Annotated in this window: 14 protein-coding genes; 8 read left to right on the plus strand and 6 right to left on the minus strand. The window is 70.7% G+C overall.

The genetic code is table 11. The features are described from left to right. Window positions 1-64: 64 nt before the first annotated feature. Entirely contained in the window at window positions 65-703 is a 639-nt protein-coding gene (locus H4W80_RS50085; RefSeq protein WP_192791517.1) for an HNH endonuclease family protein, read from the minus strand. Window positions 704-1,134: 431 nt separating this feature from the next. On the opposite strand from H4W80_RS50085, the gene H4W80_RS50090 reads away from it, so the two are divergent. Beyond that, on the plus strand, window positions 1,135-2,898 hold the full coding sequence (locus H4W80_RS50090; protein ID WP_225966132.1) for an alpha/beta fold hydrolase: 1,764 nt from the start codon (window positions 1,135-1,137) through the stop codon (window positions 2,896-2,898). A 368-nt stretch (window positions 2,899-3,266) separates the two neighbouring features. Next, window positions 3,267-4,247, plus strand: a complete 981-nt coding sequence (locus tag H4W80_RS50095) for a hypothetical protein (protein WP_192791519.1) — start codon at window positions 3,267-3,269, stop codon at window positions 4,245-4,247. A gap of 588 nt (window positions 4,248-4,835) precedes the next feature. Here H4W80_RS50095 and H4W80_RS50100 read toward each other — a convergent pair. Next, on the minus strand, window positions 4,836-5,294 hold the full coding sequence (locus tag H4W80_RS50100; protein ID WP_318787430.1) for an STAS domain-containing protein: 459 nt from the start codon (window positions 5,292-5,294) through the stop codon (window positions 4,836-4,838). A gap of 352 nt (window positions 5,295-5,646) precedes the next feature. On the opposite strand from H4W80_RS50100, the gene H4W80_RS50105 reads away from it, so the two are divergent. Further along, window positions 5,647-6,474 carry an ArsR/SmtB family transcription factor gene (locus H4W80_RS50105; RefSeq protein WP_192791521.1) on the plus strand — a complete coding sequence of 276 codons (828 nt, stop codon included), beginning with the start codon at window positions 5,647-5,649 and terminating at the stop codon, window positions 6,472-6,474. A gap of 63 nt (window positions 6,475-6,537) precedes the next feature. Here H4W80_RS50105 and H4W80_RS50110 read toward each other — a convergent pair whose 3' ends face one another. The 4 genes from H4W80_RS50110 to H4W80_RS50125 form a co-directional block, all read right to left on the minus strand. After that, window positions 6,538-7,089 (minus strand): hypothetical protein, encoded by a 552-nt coding sequence (locus H4W80_RS50110; protein ID WP_192791522.1) that lies wholly within the window; start codon window positions 7,087-7,089, stop codon window positions 6,538-6,540. Window positions 7,090-7,203: 114 nt separating this feature from the next. Then, the gene (locus tag H4W80_RS50115; protein WP_318787431.1) at window positions 7,204-10,140 is read right to left on the minus strand and encodes an AfsR/SARP family transcriptional regulator; all 2,937 of its coding nucleotides are present in this window, start codon (window positions 10,138-10,140) and stop codon (window positions 7,204-7,206) included. A gap of 24 nt (window positions 10,141-10,164) precedes the next feature. Then, entirely contained in the window at window positions 10,165-10,821 is a 657-nt protein-coding gene (locus tag H4W80_RS50120; protein ID WP_192791523.1) for a C39 family peptidase, read from the minus strand. Window positions 10,822-10,872: 51 nt separating this feature from the next. Then, window positions 10,873-12,423, minus strand: coding sequence for a glycoside hydrolase family 88 protein (locus H4W80_RS50125; RefSeq protein WP_192791524.1), 1,551 nt, complete (start codon window positions 12,421-12,423; stop codon window positions 10,873-10,875). A gap of 280 nt (window positions 12,424-12,703) precedes the next feature. On the opposite strand from H4W80_RS50125, the gene H4W80_RS50130 reads away from it, so the two are divergent. The 5 genes from H4W80_RS50130 (at window position 12,704) to H4W80_RS50155 (ending at window position 21,951) form a co-directional block, all read left to right on the plus strand. Then, window positions 12,704-15,121 (plus strand): PQQ-dependent sugar dehydrogenase, encoded by a 2,418-nt coding sequence (locus tag H4W80_RS50130; RefSeq protein WP_192791525.1) that lies wholly within the window; start codon window positions 12,704-12,706, stop codon window positions 15,119-15,121. Window positions 15,122-15,186: 65 nt separating this feature from the next. After that, window positions 15,187-16,980, plus strand: a complete 1,794-nt coding sequence (locus H4W80_RS50135; protein ID WP_192791526.1) for a glycosyl hydrolase family 28 protein — start codon at window positions 15,187-15,189, stop codon at window positions 16,978-16,980. After that, window positions 16,977-18,158: a CBM35 domain-containing protein gene (locus tag H4W80_RS50140; RefSeq protein WP_225964109.1), complete on the plus strand. Its 1,182-nt coding sequence runs from the start codon at window positions 16,977-16,979 to the stop codon at window positions 18,156-18,158. The genes H4W80_RS50135 and H4W80_RS50140 overlap by 4 nt, the downstream gene beginning before the upstream one ends. Continuing rightward, window positions 18,155-20,005 carry a glycosyl hydrolase family 28 protein gene (locus H4W80_RS50150; RefSeq protein WP_318787432.1) on the plus strand — a complete coding sequence of 617 codons (1,851 nt, stop codon included), beginning with the start codon at window positions 18,155-18,157 and terminating at the stop codon, window positions 20,003-20,005. The genes H4W80_RS50140 and H4W80_RS50150 overlap by 4 nt, the downstream gene beginning before the upstream one ends. Beyond that, the gene (locus tag H4W80_RS50155) at window positions 20,002-21,951 is read left to right on the plus strand and encodes a glycoside hydrolase family 28 protein (RefSeq protein ID WP_192791527.1); all 1,950 of its coding nucleotides are present in this window, start codon (window positions 20,002-20,004) and stop codon (window positions 21,949-21,951) included. The genes H4W80_RS50150 and H4W80_RS50155 overlap by 4 nt, the downstream gene beginning before the upstream one ends. The last annotated feature ends 4 nt before the right edge of the window (window positions 21,952-21,955 follow it).

Raw genomic sequence — 21,955 nt, forward strand, 5'->3', positions numbered from 1 at the left:
GGGAGGGCGGGCACGAGAGAGGTCAGTGAGGCGGGCGCGTGGGTCCACAGTGCCCGGCGGGAGGTCAGCAGGAGGTGAGCATGCTGCCCAGCGCCGCCTTCTCCGTGCTGTCGGTGCTCAGCCCCCAGTACCACTTCACCTGGATCCAGGCGCGGGCGTACCGGCAGCGCTCGGCGGTGCGGGGCGGCTGCCACTCCGCCGGGTCCTGGTCCGACTTGGACTGGTTGACGTTGTCCGTGACGGCCCACAACTGGGGCCCGCCCAGGTCGTTGGCGAACTGCTGGCGGCGGGAGGTGGTCCACGCCCAGGCGCCCGAGGCCCAGGCTTCGGCGAGCGGGACCATGTGGTCGATGTCCACGTCGGAGGCGGCGGTCCAGGTCGCGCCGTCGTACGGGCTGTACCAGGAGCCGGAGGTGGCGGCGCAGGAGGAATCGGTCACGACGTTGGTGCCGTCGCGCTTGAGCACTTCTTCGCGGGTGTTGCAGGAGCCGCTGATCGTGATCCAGTGCGGGAACAGGTCACGGTCGTACGTGCTGCCGTGAGACTCGGCCGCCACCGTGAGCTCGGCGAGGCGGGCGGCGGCGGTGCCGACGGAAGGGATGTTCGGGGGGATCGCGGCGGCGGGTTGGGCGGTGGCGGTGAGGGTGACAGTGGCGGCGCAGGCAAGGGTGAGGGCGGCGGGTAACACGCGGTTGCGGCGCATGAGGGGTGGCCCTTCTGCCGCCGTCCTCGGCCGGCCACAAGTGCCGGTCAGGGGCGAGGAGGGCGGGCACCTAGACCGTGTCATTGTCCGTGTTAGTCCACATATAGCCAGGTTTGCCGAGCTCAAATGGAGGCGTCGGGCGATTGCTGACATGAGCTGTCATGCAGTCATGGGCGCGCCTGTCAACGTTGGGGCGACGTTCATCGCCCCGTCACGCGCACCCGAACGGCGATCGTCGGCGTCCCCCGCGTTGCGCGGGTTCGCGGATTCCTCGTCCTGTCGTCAGGGGAATCCGTGCGTGGTGGAGATCTGGGTCATCTCACCCGCGCCGAGGTCATCCCACGGTCGCTGACAGCTCTGGGAGCCACCTCCCAGAGCGAATCGTCCGAGCGGCCGAAGCGATCCGGTGCACGAAAGTCCAGGCTGTGAGCATGATCGCAAAGGTCTTCGGACTTGTACTGGTCGCCGCCCTGTTGCGGGGCGCACCGGCCCCTCCGCCCGAACCGCATGAGTGCGCGAACGCGACCACCCGCTGCGACGGCACCATCCGGGTTCCCCTCGATTGGGAAAACCCCTCCTCCGAACGCATCTCCGTTGCCTTCACCTTCATCCCGGCAAAGGACGCCGACGGCACGGTGGCAGCCAACCGCGGCGGGCCACAACCGGCTCTGCCGGAGATACCCGGGATCCAGCACGTTCTCGGGCCTGTGCTCGATCGGAAGAACCTCCTGGTCATGGATCCGCGCGGGATCGGACGATCCTCGCCGCTGCTGTGCCCGGGAGCCGACCCCTTCGCGCCTGAGACCATCGCCGCCTGCGCCGAGAGCGTGGGTGCGCGCGGTGCGTACTTCACCGCCGACCAGGCCTCGCACGACCTCGACGCGGTACGGCGAGCGCTCGGCCTGGGCAAGATGAGCTACTTCGGCAACTCCTACGGCACCTTGTACGCCCAGGCGTATGCGGCCCGATACCCGAACAGCCTCGACGCGATCTTCCTGGACAGCTCCATGGTCATCGGCCGCGACGGGTACGCGGAGCAGGAGTTCGACGCCCGGCTCGACTACCTCGATCTCGTCTGCGGGCGGTCGAGGGCATGTGACGCGCTGCCCGGCGAAGCCTCCGGCATCTGGACGAGGCTGGTGGACCGGCTGCGAAAGCGGCCCGATCCGGAGGTGACGTTGCACCAAGCGCTCACGCTACGTGGGCCGGCCGAAGCGGTGGTCGGCCGGGAGAACGTCGCGGCCGCACACGCCTACCTCAACGGCGACCCGGCTCCACTGCGCCGTCTGGCCCGCCTGACCCCCAAGACCGTCCCGCCGTTCGACCCTCCGTGGCTTGCGGGGCATGTGGCCTTTCGTTGTGGCGACGGTTCCTTCCCCTTCGACCGGCTGGCATCGGCGGCCGAGCGTCAAGCGCAGGCCGAGCGGTACTACGAGCGAGAACGCCCGATGGCCCCCTACTGGCCCACCGACTTCTTCCCCACCGAGGCGGTCGCCAGCCAGGAGTGGTGCGTCAACTGGCCGACCCCGCGACACAGCCCGCCGCGCCCGCCGGGACAGGCGCTGCCCAACGTACCCATCCTGGTAGTGGCCGGGGACTTCGACGTCAACCGCCCTGCGGAGGTGGCGCGTTCGCTCCGGGTCTTCCCGAACGCGACCGTCATCCGGATTCCGTTCGGGATTCACGCGCAGTCCTTCCTCCCGTCGCCGTTGGGTGACTGCGTGCGCGGCATGCTGCGTACGTTCCTGACCAGCAAGCGGATAGTGGATCAGAAATGCACCGGCGAGAACTACCGCGCCGTCGGCGCGTTCCCGCAGCAGCTCCGGGATGTGACGCCGCACCCGGCCCGTCGGCTCAGCTCTGGTCAGCGGCGGATCCTCGCGGCCGCCTTCGCGACCGCCGCCGACGCCACCGCTCGCCGCAATCCGCACGCCTTCTACTACTTCGGACGGCCGAACGAGGCGGGGCTGCGCGGCGGCCAGGTCACCTTCGGTCAGGACATCACGCTCGACAGGGTGCGGTTCGTGCGCGACCTGCAGGTCAGCGGACCGATCGCCCTCACCCCGGACGGTCGCGCCACCGCGACCCTCACGGCCGAGACCGGCGGACGTACCCACGAGGTGACGCTGACCTGGACGGCGTTCTCCACCCGGCCGGCCCTGTCCGGCACCTTCGACGGCCTCCCCTTCGACTGACCGCCCTGCCTTGCTCTGCGCCGGCTCTGCGCCGGCTCTGCGCCGCGTTCCGGATGGCCGAGTGGACGCAGGCGCATGCCGTGCCGACCGGAACGCCGCAGACGCGGATGAGGTGGACAGGACCGGCCGTGACGGTGGGTCATCCGGCCGGGCGAATATTTCCGCAATTCGCCCGGCCGGGATTCAGGGCGGTCGCCGTACTGGGAAACTCGGCGCCCGGCTGGACGGCAATCGGAAATTGCCGAGCCGGTGATTCGGATGGCGGTGGAGAATGGCGCGGGCGCGATCGGAAGTCTCAGGTCGCCGCAGGCGTACCCGTAGTGTGATCAAGGCTTGACGGGGAGCGTTCGGACCGCTAAACGACAGACATGGCGAACGTCAAGGCGCGGCTCCGTGTCGCGGTCTCCAACGTGGATCTCGGCATCGTGCTGCTCGTCGCCGCTGCCGTCAGTGTGCTCGATCTGCTCGATGTACTCAAAGACGGACAATCCGACCAGCTGATTCTGCCGGTGCTGGCCCTGCTCGCGTTCGTCTGGATCAGGGACAGGAACAGGCAGGCCCGGGTGGCCGACCAGCTTGATGCCGTCGCGCGTACGACCGACGGCATGTGGCGACTGCTGGCCAGCGGCGATTCGGTCAAGTCGCTCAACGGGGCGGCCATCACCCGGCTCCTCGAGGAGGCGCGGGCGGGCAGCGATATGTGGCTGTTCAAAGGGGGCACGGGGACTTTTATCCGGGCGGTGACGCTGCCCGAATGCGTTGAGCGGGCCAAGAGGAAGCGCAGCAAACTGCGTTTCCTGCTGGAATTACTCGACCCGACGGACGAACCTCTGTGCGCGGAGTACACCCAGTTGCACCGCAGTCTCGCCGACGACGGGGCCGAGGAGAAAGGGTGGACCTCGCTGGGCACGCGCAAGGACGTATATTCGACGATCCTCGCCGCCTGCTGGTACCGGCAGCACAACAGCCAGCTGCTGGAGTTGCGGATCGGCCTGTCCCGCACGATCTCGCTGTTCCGCTGCGACCTCACCAAGCACAATCTGGTGATCACCCAGCGCGGTCCCGAGTTTCCCGGCCTCGCCATTCCGCAGAACAGCCCGCATTACAACCCGTGGTCCATCGAGCTGCACAACAGCCTCGACCAGACCAAACTGCTGGACGTGGCCAAGGCGCCGCAGCTGAGCGCCCGGCCGACCGTGGACGAGACGCGTCAGCTGTTCGAGCGCCTGGGCATTCCGCTGACCGAGGAGTTCCGGGATTCCGATGTGGCGGACATCGCGAGGGGTGCGCTCAACCGCATCGACCCGTACGAGGGGCGGGTGCCGGTCGCAGCGCCGTCAGTCAACTGACCGCGCAGGCGGGGCCGGGGACGGCGGAGTTGGGCGAGGTCGCAGAGGGGGATGATGGCGCCGTCCCTGCCGGTGCCGGTGCCGGTGCCGGTGCCGGTGGGAGTGGGGTGGGGGTGCGGGTGCCGTGCCGGTGTCGCTCGCGAGCAGACGGCCCTCGGGGCTGGAAGTCGGGGAAGTGACGCGGTCGGTGTGCCCGGGGGAGGTCTGCTCGGACGGCAGGGATGTGGGTTGAGGTGGTGGGGCCGGGGCGCGGGTGAGGCGGTGGGCCGGGGCGTGGAGTGAGGTGGTCCGGCCGGGGCGTGGGTTGAGGTGGTCGGGCCGGGGCGTGGGTTGAGGTGGTCGGGTCGGGTCGGCGTGTGGGCAGTGGGCGGTTTGCCTGGCGCGGTGCTGACGTTGCAGCGCGAGAAGGCGGTGGCCGGGCGGGCGAACTTCGCCGACGGTCGTGTCACGATGTTCACCGGGCGTCGGCCCGCACGGTGGTCTGACGGGCCTGGGGCGGGCGCGACGAGGTGGTTCCCCGTCTGACGGGCCTGGGGCGGGCGCGACGGGGTGGTTCCCCCGACAAGAGCGTCAGGGGAAACGCGCGGCTCAACAAGGACCGCCGGCGTCGACGGAGCCGAGTGATTCGTGGGTCGTGCCGCTCAGGGCGGCGAGGACGGCCTCTTCCACCGTGGCGTGCACGTGCAGGACGGTGTGCGCCCACGTGAGCTCCATGATGCGGGCCAGCTTCGGATCTGGGGCGGCCAGGTGCAGGCCGCCGCCGTGCTGGCGGGCGAAGGCGTGGGTGTTGAGCAGGACGCGAAGGCCCGCGCTGCCCAGGAACTGCGCCTCGCTGAGGTCGATCACCACGTGCTCGCCGGGCTGCCGCCTGCTGCCGCGGATATGGCGATCGAGCTGCCCGGCGGTCGCGACGTCGACCTCGCCGGCCACCGAGATCACGCTCACGCCCGGCAATCTCTGAATGGCGAACGTCAGATCCGGCATGCGGTGCCCACCGATCGGAGTCCGGAGACGATGCACTGTTATGGCTTGCCCGTATCGCACCATATCCGGGCGCCCGCCTTTCGCCTAGACATGAGCACTTACTTCTTTCCGGCCCACCGCTCGCGCCCGGCATGCCCAGGGTGAGCAGCGGATTCATGGAACCCACACGATCCGTGCAAGACCGGCCCGGCACAGTGGAACGTACGGGACGAGTGATTGGCGGTCGGACATATTCAGCGCTTGCGAACGGACGGAAATACGAATATCCGCGACGCCGCGAATTTCGGTGGCGCTCTCCCCGAGTTTGACCGTGCTCGCCATGATCACGGATGCGCTCGCGGGCCGTCATCGCGGTCTGCCCCAATCGTGGCGAAGGACGATTCAGGCACGGTCCGGCTGGCGGTCGAAGGAGGCGGTGCGGCCGCTGGGCGCACCCGGCCATGCGGTGGTGCCGGACAGCGTCGTGCCGTGCGCCCCCGTCGGTGACGTCTCCGTCCAGGAGCAGATCGATCGCCTGCATGACATGCCGCCCGACCTGCTGCTCAAGGACCTGGAGCAGGCGTTCAGGCCGCCGGCCGCGCACTGGCGCGCGGCCGCCGACCGCTCCGACCGCTGGCTGCCCGCGCACTGGCGGCTCGCCGCCGACCGGCCCGACCGCTGGCTGCGCGGGTACGCGGGCGCGCTCGCCGACGTGTGGGCCGTCGCCGAGCCGCTGTGGAGCAGGGCGCGTCCGCTCCTCGACAGGGAGGTCGCGCGGGTGGGTGTCGCGAGCGTGCGCGGCGGCGCGGACGCGCTGCTCGGCTCGCTCGCCGGGCGGCTCGTCCGCGACGAGAACGGCCTGGTCATCGAGGGGGTCGCGGCCGGTGTCCACGAGCTGGGGGACCGGTCGCTGGTGCTCGTGCCGATGCTGGCGGGCAAGGATGCGCTGATCGTCGGGCTGGACGACCCGGAGGCCGTGTGGATCGCGTATCCGGTTCCCGCGGCCGGGAGGCTGTGGCGTACGGACACCGATGACCTCTCGGAGCTGGTGGGACCCGTACGGGCGGAGCTGCTGCGCACGCTCGACCGGCCCATGACCATGACCGCGCTGGCCGGCGGCATGAACATCCCGCCCAGCAGCCTGACGTTCCACTGTGACCGGCTGGTCGCGGCGCGGCTCATCGCCCGTGAGCGCCGCGGTCGCGAGGTGTGGATCGACCGCACGCCCCGCGCGGGGGCGCTCCTGGAGCTGTGCCTCCGCTGAATCGTCCAAGGGGAACGGGGGCGCGCTCGCGATCCGGCGCGCCCCCGTTCAACGAACTGCCGCTCAGCCGGCGTTGGTGAACTGGTTGAGCAGCGGGCCGTCGAGCTTCCAGCCCGGCTCGTTGGCCAGGATCTTCTGGGTGTGGGAGTCGATGGCGAGGCGCCACTTGTTGTTGTTCGACAGGCGGTAGATCTTCACCGTCTCACCGGGGGAGGCCGCGGCGGGCGCGTACCCGAGGATGCCCTCGTAGCGGAACTTGCCCGAGCTCACGAGCGACTCCCGCTCCGCGACGGAGCCGGTGACGATGTAGGACGCCTTGGCCTCCCAACGCAGCCGGAAGAGCGGCTTGCCGCCGGTGAAGGGGGCGCGCGAGATGTAGTACATCGGAGTCTGGGTCACCGACCAGCCGTGCTTGGTGACCGCGCTCTCCTTCTCCGCCTCGTTGCTGGTGTAGAAGAAGCCACCGTCCTTGGTCACCAGCTCGTAGACCTTCACCCGCTGCTCGGCGACGCTCTGGGCCGACGACGCCGACGTGGCGGACGCCTGCGTGGCGATCCCGACGGACAGCGTGGCGCCGAGCGCCACGGCGAGCCCGAGGCCGACGGGACGGGTCATGCGGCCGAACGATATTGCCATCAAAGCTGTTTCCCTCCGTATGGATGGCGATGCCCGGCCAAGCTAACAGTGCGTTGTGTGACCGCCTTGTCCATTTCGAGTAACGTCTAAGGGTTACCCGGCCAGCCTGGCGCGCAGGCGGTCGGCGTCCGGGTGGTTGAGCTGCTCCAGCAGCTCCAGGGCGCGGCGGAACGTGTCGAGGGCGGCGGCGCGGTCGCCGGCGGCGTCGTACATCTCGCCGAGGTGGACGGTGGTGTCGGCCTCGTGCCAGCGGTCCCCGACCTCCTGGAACAGGCCGATCGAACGCCGGTAGAGCTCGGCGGCCTCGGCGAAGCGGCCGAGGTGGTGGTAGGCGTAGGCGAGGCTGTCGCCCGCGCTGGCCTGACCGTGCCGGTAACCCAGCTTCGCGTGCAGGTCCAGGGCCTCCTGGCAGTACGGGATGGCCTCCTCGTACTCGCCGAGCAGGACGAGCTGGTAGCCGATCGAGTTGAGGAACAAGGCCGCGCCCGCCTCGTTGCCCGCCTCGCGGTGGAGCGTGAGGGCCTGATGGAACTCTTCGAGGGCGGCGCGGGGCCGGTCCTGTTTCTGGTGGATGAAGCCGAGGCCCAGATGCGCACGGGTCCGGCCGTCACGGTCGCCCAGCTCGGTGAACAGGGCGATCGCCCGCTCGAGGTCGGCCCGCGCGTCGTCGAGCCGGCCGAGCCGGATGAGGGCGCGGCTCGCCCCGGCATGGGACTGGGCCTCGCCGAAGCGGTCCGCCTGCCGCCGGGTGACGTCGAGCGCGGCGCTGTGGGCGGCGAGCAGGTCGAGCCAGCGCCCCTGGCGGTCCAGGTAGTCGCTGAGCGTCCAGCCGAGCTGCCATGCGCGGGTGCCGAGGCCGGCGTCGGCGGCGTGCCGGACGGCGGCCAGGAGCGTGGGGTGCTCGGTGGCGAACCACTCCATCGCCTGGTCGTGGTCCGCCAGATGCGCCGGGGACGTCCCCGGCTGGGGCTCGTCCAGGGTCAGCGGCTGGCGGCTGCGGTTGATGATCAGGGCTGCGGCGTGGGCCGTGTGCAGGTAGTGGTCGAGCAGCCGGCACGTCGCGGCCCGCCGCTGGTCGGAGAGGAAGCCAGGGCCGTCGAGGGCGCCGGAGTCGGTGTGGACGGCAGGGGTGCTGGGGCCGTCGAGGGCGGCGGAGTCGGCGTGGACGGCGGTGGTGGTGGGGAGGTGCTGTTCGGCGGCGTAGGCGCGTAGGAGGTCGTGCATGGTGAACCGGCCGGCGACGTTCTCGGTGACGAGGTGCGCCCGTACGAGCTCCCCGAGCAGCACCCGCACCTCCCCACCTGTGAGCCCGGCCAGGCTCGCCGCCGCCGCGCCGCCCAGATCGGTGCCGAACGCGCTCCCCAGCAGCCTGAACAGGCGCGCGGCCGGCGGCGTGAGCGCCCGGTAGGACCAGGAGAAGACCGCGCGGAGGCTGGCCGTCTGCTCCCCGGCGTCCAGGAGGTCGAGCCGGGAGGAGTCCTCGCGCAGCTGCCCGGCGAGCACGGCCAGCGGGAAGCCGGGGTGCATGCGGGCGCGGGCCGCCACGATCCCCAGCGCCAGCGGCAGCCCGCCGCAGCGGTCGAGCAGGTCGGCCACCGCGTCCGGCTCGGCGCGTACCCGCTCCTCGCCCAGCAGGCCGGTGATCGCCTGGCGGGCCTCCTCCGGGTCGAAGGCGTCGAGCGGGATCGGCCGGGCGCCGTGGCCGGTGATGAGGCCGGGCAGCAGACGGCGGCTGGTGACCAGCACCGCGCAGGACGGGCTGCCGGGCAGCAGCGGGGTCACCTGGTCGGTGTCGCGGGCGTTGTCGAGCACGATCAGCATCCGCTTGCCCGCCACCAGGCTGCGGTAGAGCGCGGCCTGCGCCTCCAGGCCGACGGGCACCGCGGCGGCGTCCACGCCCAGGGCGTCGAGGAAGCCGCGCACCGCGGTCTCGGGCGGCATGGGCGCGTCGGAGGGGTCGAAGCCGCGCAGGTTCACGTACAGCTGGCCGTCGGGGAAGCGGGGCAGGTTTGCGTGCGCCCAGTGCAGGGCGAGCCAGGTCTTGCCGACGCCGCCCGTGCCGCCGATGGCGGAGATCACGACCGTGTCCCCGGGTGCGGCCATGATCCGGTCGAGGGCGGCCAGTTCGCGCGAGCGCCCCGCGAACGACGGCGGCGGCTGGGGCAGCTGACGGGGCACCGGGACGGGGCGCGGGGCGAGCGTGGTCTCGGCGCTGAGCATCCGCAGGTGCAGCCGCCGCAGGCCGGGGCCGGGGTCGGCGCCCAGCTCGTCGGCCAGCCGGCGGCGGGTCCGCTCGTAGCGGTCGAGCGCCTCGGCCTGGCGGCCGTTGCGGTAGAGGGCGAGGATGAGCTGCCCGACGAGGCGTTCGTCGAGCGGGTGGCGGTCGGCCAGTACGGCCAGCTCGGGCAGCAACTCGGCGTGCCGGCCCAGCCGGAGCTGGACGTCGTGGTGGTCGAGCCAGGCGGACAGGTGTTCGGTCTGGAGCGTGTGGCGCAGGGCCGCCAGCCACGGGGTGTCCAGGCCGGCGAACGGCTCGCCGCGCCACAGGCCCAGCGCGACCTCGTACAGCCGGGCGGCCTCCAGGTCGTCGCTCGCCCGCGCCCGGGCCAGCAGCGCGCGGAAGCGGTGGAGGTCCACCGCCTCCTCCCGCACCCGCAGGAGGTAGCCGGCGGCGCTGCGGTGGATGCCGCCGGAAGGTGACAGCGCGGAGGGGGACAGCGCGGAGGGGGACAGCGCGGAGGGGGACAGCGCGGAGGGGGACAGCGCGGAGGGGGACAGCGCGGAGGGGGACAGCGCGGAGGGGGACAGGACGGAGCGCAGGCGGGACAGGTAGCTGTGCAGCGTGCCCGCGGCCCGTTGCGGCGGGGCGTCCCCCCAGACGCGGTCGGTCAGCTGGTCGAGGGAGACGGGATGGTTGGCGTCGACGAGGAGGGCCGCCAGCACGCAGCGCTGCCGCGCGGGCCCGAGGTTGATCGGCCGGCCGTCCGCCCACGCGCTGACCTCGCCCAGGATCCCGAACTCGACCCCCACGGGACTCATCCTAGGGGGCGGCCGTCACCGCGCCAGGAGCGGCTTGGACAGCTCGAACACCCCGCCGACCCCTTTGCCGGGGACGTCGAAGACGACGGCGGCCAGGTCCTTGGCGGGGATCACGTGGGTGCCCGTGGCGCCCCTGCGCGCGTTGGGGTCCCAGACGGTGATCGTGCCCTTCGCGGTGTCGTAGCCGTAGGCGACGACGGCATGGCCGAAGTCGCGCTTCTTCCTGCTCCAGGGCAGCCGGTTGCCGAGGACCGCGACGATCGTGGGCTTCCCGAGCACGCCGACCGCCTGGGAGACCTCCGCCATCAGCGCGGCGGGGTCGTCCTTGGCGTACGCGAGCCGGAACCGGTAGCCCGCGGGCCTGACGTACGCGTTGAGCACGGCCAGGATGTCCTCCCGCCTGGTCGAACGGGCCTCGGCGCTCGTCTTCATCTCCTCGGCCAGCTGGTCCTGACTGCGCTTGACGCCGAACGCGCGCAGCACGATCGAGCTCGCCGCCGGGGCGCAGTAGTAGGTGGTCCGCTGCGCCTGCCCCTTGATCCCCACGGCCACCGCGGTGGGCGCGGCGAGTTGCGCCCTGACCGGGGGCAGCACGGTCGCGGCGGCCGGAGGGGCGAGGGGCAGGACACAGGCGGCGAGGACGGCGCCGAGGACGAGTCTTGCGGAACGCACGCGGTCTCTCTCCGTGTTACAGGCGATACGGAAGTGACCAAAATACACACTTCAGCGGCTCAGCTGTTCGTTCATGATGAGGAACGCCCCCAGCCCGTGGAAGTCGTTGACCGGGCGGGCCCGCCCGAAGTAGTAACTGAGCGAGTCGCTGGCGTTGGTGCCCTCGCTGACGCCCACGAGGTTGGTCCGCCCGTCGGAGCCGAGCGACACCTGGGCGAGCACCCCCTGGTAGCCGCGCTCGGCGTTGGCGCGATAGGAGGCGTCCACGTACCCGCGCTCGACCGCCCGCGAGATCGTGTACGTGTACATCGCCGAGCACGACGTCTCCGTCCAGTTCGACGGGTTCGACGGCTCGGTGACCACCTGCCACCAGCGGCCCGTGGCCGGGTCCTGCCAGCGGGCGTACGCGGGCACGAGCTCGCGCAGGATGTCGATCAGCGCCGCCCGGCGCGGATGGTCGGCCGGGATCAGCTCCAGGATGTCGGTCACGGCCATCCCGAACCAGCCCATCGCCCGGCACCAGGAGATCCCGTTCGTGTTGCCCAGCGAGGGTTTGACCCAGGACGCGGTGGGGCCGCCCGGCTCGTCGTAGGCGTGGTAGAGCAGCCCGGCGGCCTGGCCCGACGTGCGGCGCAGGTGGCTCCAGTAGATCTCGAGCTGCTTGGCAGGTTCGGCGCTGGTGAAGGAGTCGGCCGCCACCCAGGCGCCGTACCGGGCGAGGAACGGGTCGGCCATGTAGACGCCGTCGCCCCAGAGCTGGCCCTCGCGGGAGGTGGAGGTGGAGTGCCACCAGCCGCCGTCGGAGGTGCGCGGGTACGTGTTCAGCCGGGTCCTGATCTTGGCCGCGGCGGTGCGGTAGCGGGCCTGCCCGGTCTCCCGGTAGAGGGCGAGCAGGACGTTGCCGGCCTGCATGCTGTCGAGGTTGCCGAAGCTCTGGGAGATGCCGCCGGAGGAGTCCACGAACCGGTCGGCCCAGTCCTTGATGTACTGCAGGTAGCGGGGCTCGCCGGTGCGCTGGTAGACGAGGTACTGGCCCCAGAGGTAGAGGCCCTGCGGGTAGCTCCAGCCGCCGAGCGTGGCGGGGGAGAAGCGGGCCATCGTCGAGTCGACCATCGCCCGGGACCAGTCGGTGCCCGTCGAGGAGGGGTCCACGCCCAGCGAGTCGAGGTTCGGGCCGCCGTTGGCGGTGGTGGCGGTGGCCTTGACCGCGTTCGCGCCGGCTGTCAGCGTGACCCGTACGGTGACGGTCCGCCAGGTGGTCCAGGAGCCGGTGCCGGGGAAGGACAGGGTGGTGGCGGTGCCACCGGCGGTGACGGTCATCGGACGGTCGACGGCCGTGCCGTTGGCGTAGCGGAGGGCGAGCGTGACCGGGCCGGGGTCCGCCGCCTGGATCGTCCACTCGACGGAGGAGCCGGCGACGTTGTCGAGGTTGACGAAGCCCGAGCCGGTGAACCCGGCGTGGTTCGACTCCACGACCCCTTGCGAGATCGTCCCGTTCTCGGCCTCGTAGAGGGTGGCCGCCGCGGCCGAGCTGACGGCAACCGGTTGCAGAATGAGCAGGCCGCCGAGTGTCGCGGCGGTGATTGCGCGAAGACGTCCCATGTATCACTCCGGGTCTGACGAGCTGTGATGCCGTGCCGCCGGTGCGGTCCTGCACGATCGGGAGCCCATGGCTCCGATCTTCTTGCGCACCTCAGGCATACATCCCGGCGTGGCGCCCTGTCTACCGGTCGATGTCATCCGATGTATCGATGCAGCAAAGTTAGGAAACTTTCCTAAGCAATGGACCGTTCCAACTATTGACGGGCCTGACGGTTTATGGCAAACGTTTGGAAAGCTCCCCTCTCTTACACCAGGCATCACTCTCAGCCAGGAGCGCCCGATGAACTTCAGCAAGTCCCGGGCCTGCGTCATCGCCTGCTTACTCGCCCTGGGAACGGCCACCACGGCCCTCCCGGCGGACGCGGCGCCCACCCGGTACGAAGCCGAGAACGCGACGATCTCCCAAGGCGTCGTCGAGTCCAACCACGCCGGCTACTCCGGCACCGGCTTCGTCAACGGGGACAACGTCGCAGGCTCCTTCACCGAATGGACGATCAACGCGCCCGCCGCGGGCACGGCCACGCTGGCCTTCCGCTACGCCAACGGCACCGGCGCCGACCGGCCCAGCGACATCGCGGTCAATGGCACGACCGTCGCCGCCGCCCGCTCCTTCCCCGCCACCGGCGCCTGGACCACCTGGACCACGATCACGCTGACCGCCCAGGTCACCGCGGGCACGAACACGATCAGGGCCACCGCCACCGGCGCGGGCGGCAACCCGAACTGGGACTACCTCGACGCCGAGGTCCAGTCGTCCAACTTCACCGACTACCAGGCGGAGTCCGCGACGATCTCGCAGGGCGTCGTCGAGTCCAACCACGCCGGCTTCACCGGCTCGGGCTTCGTCAACTACGACAACGTCACCGGCTCCTCCGTCGAGTTCGCCGTCAGCGCGGCCGCCGCCGGCACCCAGAGTCTGACCTTCCGCTTCGCCAACGGCACCACCACCGACCGGCCGATGACCATCGCCGTCAACGGCACCGCGGTCGCCACCGCCCGGTCTTTCCCCGGCACGGGTGCCTGGACGACCTGGCAGGAGATCAGCGTGAACGCCCCGCTGAACGCGGGCGGCAACACGGTCAGGGCCACGGCCACCACGGACAACGGCGGCCCGAACCTCGACCGGCTGCGGGTCACCGGCCCCGGCGACACCGAGAAGCCGACCTCGCCGGGCCAGCCGGCGTGCTCCGACATCACGCACAACGCCCTGACCCTGGCCTGGCCGCCGTCCACCGACAACATCGGCGTGGCGGCCTACGACATCTACTACCTGGGCCAGCAGATCGCGACCGCTCCCGCGTCGCCGTACCGGCTGACCGGGCTCAACCCGAACTTCTCTTACCAGCTGTCGGTCTTCGCCCGCGACGCCTCCGGCAACGTGTCGCTGAGCAGCCCCGAAGTGAACTGCAAGACGCTGCCCGCGCCCGCCGACGACCCGCCCTCGCAGCCGGGGCAGCCCACCGTCAGCGGCGTGCAGTCCGCCTCCGCCACCGTGACCTGGGGCGCCTCCACCGACGACAACGGCGTGCGGGCCTACCTGGTGCGCGACAACGCCACCAACGCCGTGCTCGCCACGGTGACCGGCACCCCGCCGGCCACGACGGCCAGTGTGCCGCTCGAATGCGCGCACACGTACCAGGTGCACGTGGTCGCGCGTGACAGCGCCAACCAGCTCTCCACGCCGAGCGCGCCGTCCGCGTCGTTCACCACGGGCAGCTGCGGCACCGTGCCGCAGACGCCGGCCGGCGTCGCCGGTGGCTGGGACGTGCCGTGGGACATCTCCTGGGCGCCCGACGGCACGTACGCGCTGGTGACCGAGCGCGACACGTTCAAGGTCTTCAAGATCACCCCGTCGGGCACCAAGACGCAGGTCGGCACCGTGCCCAACGTGCAGACCACCGACGGCGAGGGCGGCCTGATGGGCCTCGACTTCTCGCCCACCTGGAACGGCACGACCGACCAGGAGGTGTTCTTCATGCACACCGCCTCCGAAGGCAACCGGGTCGTGAAGATGAACTTCAACGGCACCGCGCTCAGCGGCTACGCCACCATCCTGCAGGGCATCGACAAGAACCGGTACCACAACGGCGGGCGCATCAGGTTCGGCCCCGACGGCTACCTGTACGTGACCACCGGCGACGCGCAGCAGTCGAGCAACGCCCCCGACCTCGACTCGCTCAACGGCAAGATCCTTCGCATCACCAAGACCGGCGCCGCCGCGCCCGGCAACCCGTTCGGCACCCGCGTCTACAGCTACGGCCACCGCAACCCGCAGGGCCTGGCCTGGGACTCGGCCGGCCGACTGTGGGAGTCGGAGCTGGGCAACTCCTCGCGGGACGAGCTCAACCTCATCCAGCCGGGCAAGAACTACGGCTGGCCCACCTGCGAGGGCACCTGCAGCACCTCCGGCATGACGAACCCGAAGTACACCTGGAGTGTCTCCGAGGCCTCGCCGAGCGGCATCGCCATCGTCAACAACACGGTGTTCATGGCGGCGCTGCGCGGCCAGCGGCTGTGGCGCATCGTGCTGAACGGCGAGAACGTCTCGACGGTCAACTCCTACTTCAACGGCACGTACGGCAGGCTCCGCGCGGTCGAGAAGGTCCCCGGCGCCAACGCCATCTGGTTCGGCTCCACCAACTCCGACAACAACGGCGACGGATCGGCCGACACCATCCGCCGCTCCAACATCCAGTAGTCACCCCCTAGTCGCCGGCGGCCGCGCCATCGCGCGGTCGCCGGATCCACCCCCCGGAGCCTGCGATGCATCCCTCCAGAAGGGCCGTGCTCAAAGGAGCGCTGCTCGTCCCCGTGCAGGCGGGCGCCGTGCTGCCGCCGGCGCCCGCCACGGCCCAGCCGCTCGACTCCCCCTGGGACCAGGTGCCCGCGATCCTGGCCAGGATCGTGCCGCCGACCTTTCCCGACCGCACGTTCCCCATCACCGATTACGGTGCCAAGCCGGACAACTCCACCGACTGCACGGCCGCCTTCCGCTCCGCCATCGCGGCCTGCAACGCGGCGGGCGGCGGCACGGTGCTCGTGCCCGGCACCGGCAAGTTCCGCACCGGCAAGATCCACCTGCTGTCCGGCGTGCGGCTGCACGTCGAGGCGGGCGGCACGATCCGGTTCAGATCGGACGCGGGCTCGTACCTGCCGACGGTGTTCACCCGCTGGCAGGGGATCGAGTGCTTCAACTACTCGCCCTTCATCTACGCCAGGAACCAGACCGACCTCGCGCTGACCGGCACCGGCACGATCGACGGGAACGCGGCGGCCGGCCCCTGGTTCGGCTTCGACGACCAGCGCGGCCCGGACTGGGACCGGTTGCAGCAGCAGGCCGTGGACGGCGTGCCGGTGGAGCAGCGGCAGTTCGGCGACGGCCACTTCCTCAAGCCGAACCTGATCCAGTTCTACGGCTGCCGGAACATCCTCGTCGAGGACCTCGACATCAGGAACCCCGCGATGTGGACCATCCACCCCGTCTTATCCCGAAATATCACGGTAAGGCGGGTCAAAATCTATAGCCGGGGCGCGATGGTGGACGGCGTCGACCCCGAATCCTCGTCGGACGTGCTCATCGAGGGCTGCACGTTCGACACCGGCGACGACGGCACCGTCATCAAGTCGGGCCGCGACACCGACGGCCGCCGCGTGGGCGTGCCGTCCACCGACATCGTCATCCGCGACAACACCTACTACGGCCGCTGGGGCGCGATCACGGTCGGCAGCGAGATGTCCGGCGGCGTCCGCAACGTCTTCGCCGAGAACAACCGCATCCTCGCCGGCTCCAGTTACCACTCGTTCTACGCCCTCTACCTGAAGACCAACAACCGGCGCGGCGGGACGGTGGACGGCGTGCACGTCCGCAACCTGACGGGTGGCCCGTGCGACCGGGGCGGCTTCTACATCGACATGAACTACAGCCTGACCGGCCCCGGCAACGGCCCGATCGTCGACCCGGTCATCCAGAACATCACCGTGGACGGCCTGAACCTCGCCGGCTCGCCGTTCGCGATCAAGCTGTCGGGCTCCGCCGCCAGCCACATCCGCAATGTCACGATCACCAACAGCACCTTCACCCAGATCGACACCCCCGCCCCCCAGCTCTCCAACGCCGACAACGTCGTGCTGCGCGACGTGCGCATCAACGGCGTCCTGTACGGGGGCTCGCCGCCGGGCAACCGGTACGAGGCCGAGAACGCGACGATCTCCCAGGGCGCGGTCGAGTCCAACCACGCCGGCTTCTCCGGCACCGGGTTCGTGAACTACGACAACGCGGCCGGCTCGTACGTCGAGTTCACCGTGAACGCCGCCGCGGCGGGGACGGCGACCCTGACCCTCCGCTACGCCAACGGCACCACGGCCAACCGCGCGATGGACATCGCGGTCAACGGCACGGTCGTGGCGGCGGCCAAACCCTTCAACGGCACGGGCGCCTGGACCACCTGGCAGTCCACGACGGTCTCCGCCCAGCTCGCCGCCGGCGCCAACACCGTCAGGGCGACCGCCACCACCGCCAACGGCGGCCCCAACCTCGACTACCTGGAGGTCCGATGAGCGTGACCCGTCGCCAGCTCGGCGCCCTGGTGGGGGCCGCGTTCCTCGCCCCGGCCCTGCCCACCAGGGCCGCCTCGGCCGGCACCTTGACCGTCGCCCCCGCCTGGAAGCTCATGTGGGCGCCCGACCCGGCCGCCGTCGGGCTGCGCGCGTTCGAGACGCTGGAGGACGACCGCGCCGACTCGCATCCGGCCGGGCAGCCCCACATCTACGTCGAGGGCGACGCCTTCCGCTTCAACATGCACACCGTCGACCGCGACACGTCCACGGACCGGCAGCGCCAGGAGGTCACCGGCAACCGGAACCCGGACGGCTACCTGCGCTGGCTGGCGGGCGAGACCTGGCGCGTCACGTACTCGATGTACATCCCCAGCTCGCTCAAGGCGACCACGACCTTCACCCACATCAGCCAGACCAAGATGCCGGGCACCGGAACCAGCCCGATCACCGTCACGTCGCTGCGCCGCGTGAACGGCGTGCAGACCATCGAACACAAGATCTTCGAGTCCGACACCCTGGTGGGGCGCACCGAGCTAGAGCCGCTGCACGACAAGTGGATCGACGCCGAGTACGAGATCAAGATCGGCGACGGCGGCTCGGGCTCGGTGCGGTGGGTGCTGCGCAGCGGCGGCGCCACGCTCGTGGACGCCACCAAGACGGGCGACACCTTCCTCGGCGACCGGGTCCGCCCCAAGTGGGGCATCTACCGCTCGCTCGGCGACACCTCCGGCTCGCTGCAGAACTGCTACCTGCTGCTGCGCGACATGCGCGCGTACAAGCAGGTGCAGGCCACCGCCACCCGGCTGGAAGCGGAGAACGCGACGATCTCGCAGGGCGTCGTCGAGTCGAACCACGCGGGGTTCTCCGGCGCCGGGTTCGTCAACACCGACAACGTGGCGGGCGCCTACGTCGAGTGGCGGCACACCGCCGCCGCGGCCGGTCCCGCCACGCTGACCGTCCGCTACGCCAACGGCACGGGCGCCGACCGCCCCGCGGACCTGGCCGTCAACGGCCGGCTCGTGGCCTCCGGCCTGTCCTTCCCCGCCACCGGCGCCTGGACCACGTGGGCGTCCAGGAGCGTGGTGGCCGACCTCGCCGCCGGGGCCAACACCATCCGCCTCACCGCCGCCACGGCGGGCGGCTGCCCGAACCTCGACTACCTGGAGGTGGTCCAGTGACGATCTCCCGGCGCGACCTGATCAAAGCAGGCGGCGCCCTCCTCGTCGGCACCGGCACCACGGGCGGGCCCACGTACGCCGAGTCCGTCGCCCCTGGTGCGGCGGGCTCGGCCACCACCACCACCGGCACCACCGCCACCACCGCCGCCGCGACCAGTGCCTCCATGGCGGCGTCGCCGTGGGACCGGGTGCCCGAGATCCTCGCCAGGATCGTCCCGCCGGCCTTCCCCGACCGCGCGTTCCCGATCACCGACTACGGCGCCAAGCCCGACAACTCCACCGACTGCACGGCCGCGTTCCGCGACGCCATCGCCGCCTGCAACGCGGCGGGCGGCGGCCGCGTGGTGGTGCCGTCAGGAACGTTCCGCACCGGCAAGATCCACCTGCTGTCGAACGTCAACCTCCAGGTGAACGGCACCATCCGGTTCCGCACGGACCCCGGCTCCTACCTGCCGACGGTCTTCACCCGCTGGGAGGGCATCGAGTGCTACAACTACTCGCCCTTCATCTACGCCAACGGCCAGACCAACGTGGCCATCACGGGCACGGGCACGATCGACGGCAACGCGCCCGCCGGCGACTGGTCGTCGTGGGGGAGCGGCGGCGCGGACCGCGACCAGCTCCGCGAATGGGGCGCGGACGACCACCCGGTGGCGCAGCGCCAGTTCGGCAGCGGCCACAAGCTGCGCCCGAACCTGATCGGCCTCTACAACTGCACGGCGGTGCTCGTCGAGGGCGTCAACCTGCGCAACCCGGCGATGTGGACCCTGCACCCGGTCTACTGCACCAACGTCACCGTCCGGAACGTCACCTTCTCCTCCACCAACTCCCAGGGTGACGGCTGCGACCCCGACTCCTGCACCGACGTGCTGATCACCGGCTGCAAGTTCGACACCAACGACGACTGCGTCCCCGTCAAGTCGGGCCGCGACCGCGACGGCCGCCGGGTGAACCGCCCCTCGCAGAACATCGTGATCCAGAACTGCAAGTTCAGCGGCCGGTGGGGCGGCGTGACCATCGGCAGCGAGATGTCCGGCGGGGTCCGCGACGTGTTCGCCGAGGACTGCGAGTGCAACGCGCCCGACTTCCCCGGCCGCTACCCGGTCAAGTACGCCCTCTACGTCAAGACCAGCTTCAACCGCGGCGGCTTCGTGGACGGCGTGCACCTGCGCCGCATCACCGGCCACGACCTGGAGCGCAGCGCCCTGTACGTCACGCTCAACTACGAGACCTCGGGCTCCCTGCCGCCGGTCGTGCAGAACTTCACCGCCGACGGTCTCACGATCGACGGCGCGGCGCAGGCGTACGACCTGGACGGCCGCCCGACCGACCACATCAAGAACGTCACGATCTCCAACAGCACGTTCACCGGGATCACGACGGCCACGCCGACCGCGTCGAACGTCGACAACCTCGTGCTGTCCGGCGTCCGCGTCAACGGCAAGGACATTTCGAACACGGCGGGGACCCGCTACGAGGCCGAGAACGCGACGATCTCCCAGGGCGCCGCCGAGTCGAACCACGCCGGCTACTCCGGCACCGGCTTCGTCAACTCCGACAACGTGGCCGGCGCCTACGTCGAGTTCGCGGTGAGCGCGGCGGCGGCCGGCAGCAGGACGCTCACGATCAGGTACGCCAACGGCACGAGCACCAACCGGCCGTTCGCGGTCACCGTCAACGGCGCCGCCGCCGGATCCGCCGTGAACGCCCCCGGCACCGGCGCCTGGACCACCTGGGTGTCCACCTCCGTCACCGTGCCGCTCATCTCCGGCGCCAACGCCATCCGGCTCACCGCCACCACCGCCGGTGGCCTGCCCAATCTCGACTACGTGGAGCTCCAGCCATGAAACCGCTCGCCCGAGCCCTGCTGGTGTGCGCCCTCGCCCTGCTCGGAGCCGCCCCCCTCCCGGTGAACCCGGCGCACGCGCTCGCCGAGTTCAACGTGCGCGACTACGGCGCCACCGGCAACGGCTCGACCAACGACGACGACGCCATCGACCGCGCCATCAACGCCGCGAGCGCGGCCCCCGGCGGCACCGTCGTCCTGCCCTCCGGCCGCTACCGGGCCCGCACCATCCACCTGAAGTCCAACGTCACGATCAGGCTCGACTCCGGCGCGACCCTCCTGGCCGCGAGCAGCGGCATGGACGCCGCCGAGTCCAACCCCAACGACGACTACCAGGACTACGGCCACAGCCACTTCCACAACTCGCTCATGTGGGGCAGCGGCATCACCGGCTTCCACCTCACCGGCACCGGCACGATCGACGGCGACGGCAACCTCATCACCGGCAACCCGTCCTCCGGCCAGGCCGACAAGGCGCTGACCCTCACCGAGTGCTCGAACGTCAGCCTCGAAGGCGTCACGTTCCGGCGCGGCGGCCACTTCGCCGCCCTGATCAACGGCTGCCACGACGTCACGGTCGACAACCTCAAGACGATCAACTCCAGCAGCGGCGTGCGCGACGGCATCAACCTGATCAACAGCTGGAACGTCACGGTCACGAACAGCCGCATCGAGGCCAGCGACGACGCCCTGGTGTTCAAGAGCGACTACGCGCTCGGCCACACCTACACCAGCCAGAACGTCCGCGTGCGCGACACCACCGTCTACTCGCACGAGAACAACGCGCTCCAGTTCGGGTCGGAGACCTGCGGGAGCTTCCGCGACTTCCGGTTCGACAACATCACCGTGCTGGGCGCGGGCAAGGCCGGCATCGGCATCGTCTCCATGGACGGCGCGATCATCGAGGACGTCCACTACGACAACGTGACGCTCACCAAGACCACGTCGCCATTCTTCTTCAAGATCGGTGAGCGGAAGCGCTGCCCCGGCTCGCCCCCCGCCGGACGGATCCGAAATATCACGATCTCCAATGTGACCGGGACCGACCTGACCGCGCCCGTGGTCACCGGCACGGTGGGCGCCTCCGACTACACCAGCACGCTGACCGGCACGCCGTCCGTGGACCTCGGCCCCGGCATCACGTTCCAGAACGTCGACCTGACCGTCCCCGGCGGCCACCCCGCCTCGGAGGCGACCCGGGTGCCCGGCGAGTTCCTCACCACCTACCCGCCGCGCGACTACGGCGCGCGCCCCTCGTACGGCTACTGGATCAGGCACGCCACCGGCATCACGCTCAACGGCGAGACCCGGTTCGAGGACAACGACAACCGGCCCTACGCGATCGCCGACGACGCCTCCGACGTGCGGGTGGACGGCGTCGTCGCGCAGCGCGGCAGCGGCAGCGCCTACGACGTCGGGTTCAGCGGCGTCAGCGGCTACGCCGTGCGCGACAGCGCCGACACCTCCGGCGGCGCGCTGCGCGTGCGCGCCACCAACTCCACGCCCGTCCCCGGCACCCCCGACAGCCTGTACGCCGAGGCGGAGGCGGGCACGGTCACCGCCCCCATGCAGACGGCCGCCGACCAGGCCGCGTCCGGCGGCTCGTACGTGACCGTCGCCGCCGGCAACAACAGCAAGTCCAGCGCACCCTCCACCGGCTGGACCACGATCCCGTTCACGGTCGAGCACGACGGCACGTTCGCCGTCTGGGCCCGCGTGATCGCCGCCAACGACGGCGACGACTCGTTCTGGGTGCGCTCGGGCACCGGCTCGTGGACGAACTGGAACAACATCCCGATCGGCGCCTCCTGGCACTGGGCCAAGCTGCCCGTCACGTACGACCTGGCGGCCGGAGCGCGCACGATCACCTTCGCCTACCGCGAGGACGGCGCCCGCCTCGACCGGGTGGCCATCAGCAGCGACCCCGCCTTCGATCCCGGATCCTAGGAGA

It is taken from the genome of Nonomuraea angiospora (assembly GCF_014873145.1).
Lineage (GTDB): Bacteria > Actinomycetota > Actinomycetes > Streptosporangiales > Streptosporangiaceae > Nonomuraea > Nonomuraea angiospora.

Bases quoted from the DNA above. Each gene is read 5' to 3' on its own strand.
- H4W80_RS50125 (WP_192791524.1), bottom strand. From the start codon at position 12,423: ATGGGACGTCTTCGCGCAATCACCGCCGCGACACTCGGCGGCCTGCTC.
- H4W80_RS50135 (WP_192791526.1), top strand. From the start codon at position 15,187: ATGCATCCCTCCAGAAGGGCCGTGCTCAAAGGAGCGCTGCTCGTCCCC.
- H4W80_RS50090 (WP_225966132.1), top strand. From the start codon at position 1,135: ATGATCGCAAAGGTCTTCGGACTTGTACTGGTCGCCGCCCTGTTGCGG.
- H4W80_RS50140 (WP_225964109.1), top strand. From the start codon at position 16,977: ATGAGCGTGACCCGTCGCCAGCTCGGCGCCCTGGTGGGGGCCGCGTTC.
- H4W80_RS50110 (WP_192791522.1), bottom strand. From the start codon at position 7,089: ATGACCCGTCCCGTCGGCCTCGGGCTCGCCGTGGCGCTCGGCGCCACG.
- H4W80_RS50130 (WP_192791525.1), top strand. From the start codon at position 12,704: ATGAACTTCAGCAAGTCCCGGGCCTGCGTCATCGCCTGCTTACTCGCC.
- H4W80_RS50095 (WP_192791519.1), top strand. From the start codon at position 3,267: ATGGCGAACGTCAAGGCGCGGCTCCGTGTCGCGGTCTCCAACGTGGAT.
- H4W80_RS50100 (WP_318787430.1), bottom strand. From the start codon at position 5,294: ATGGTGCGATACGGGCAAGCCATAACAGTGCATCGTCTCCGGACTCCG.
- H4W80_RS50085 (WP_192791517.1), bottom strand. From the start codon at position 703: ATGCGCCGCAACCGCGTGTTACCCGCCGCCCTCACCCTTGCCTGCGCC.
- H4W80_RS50155 (WP_192791527.1), top strand. From the start codon at position 20,002: ATGAAACCGCTCGCCCGAGCCCTGCTGGTGTGCGCCCTCGCCCTGCTC.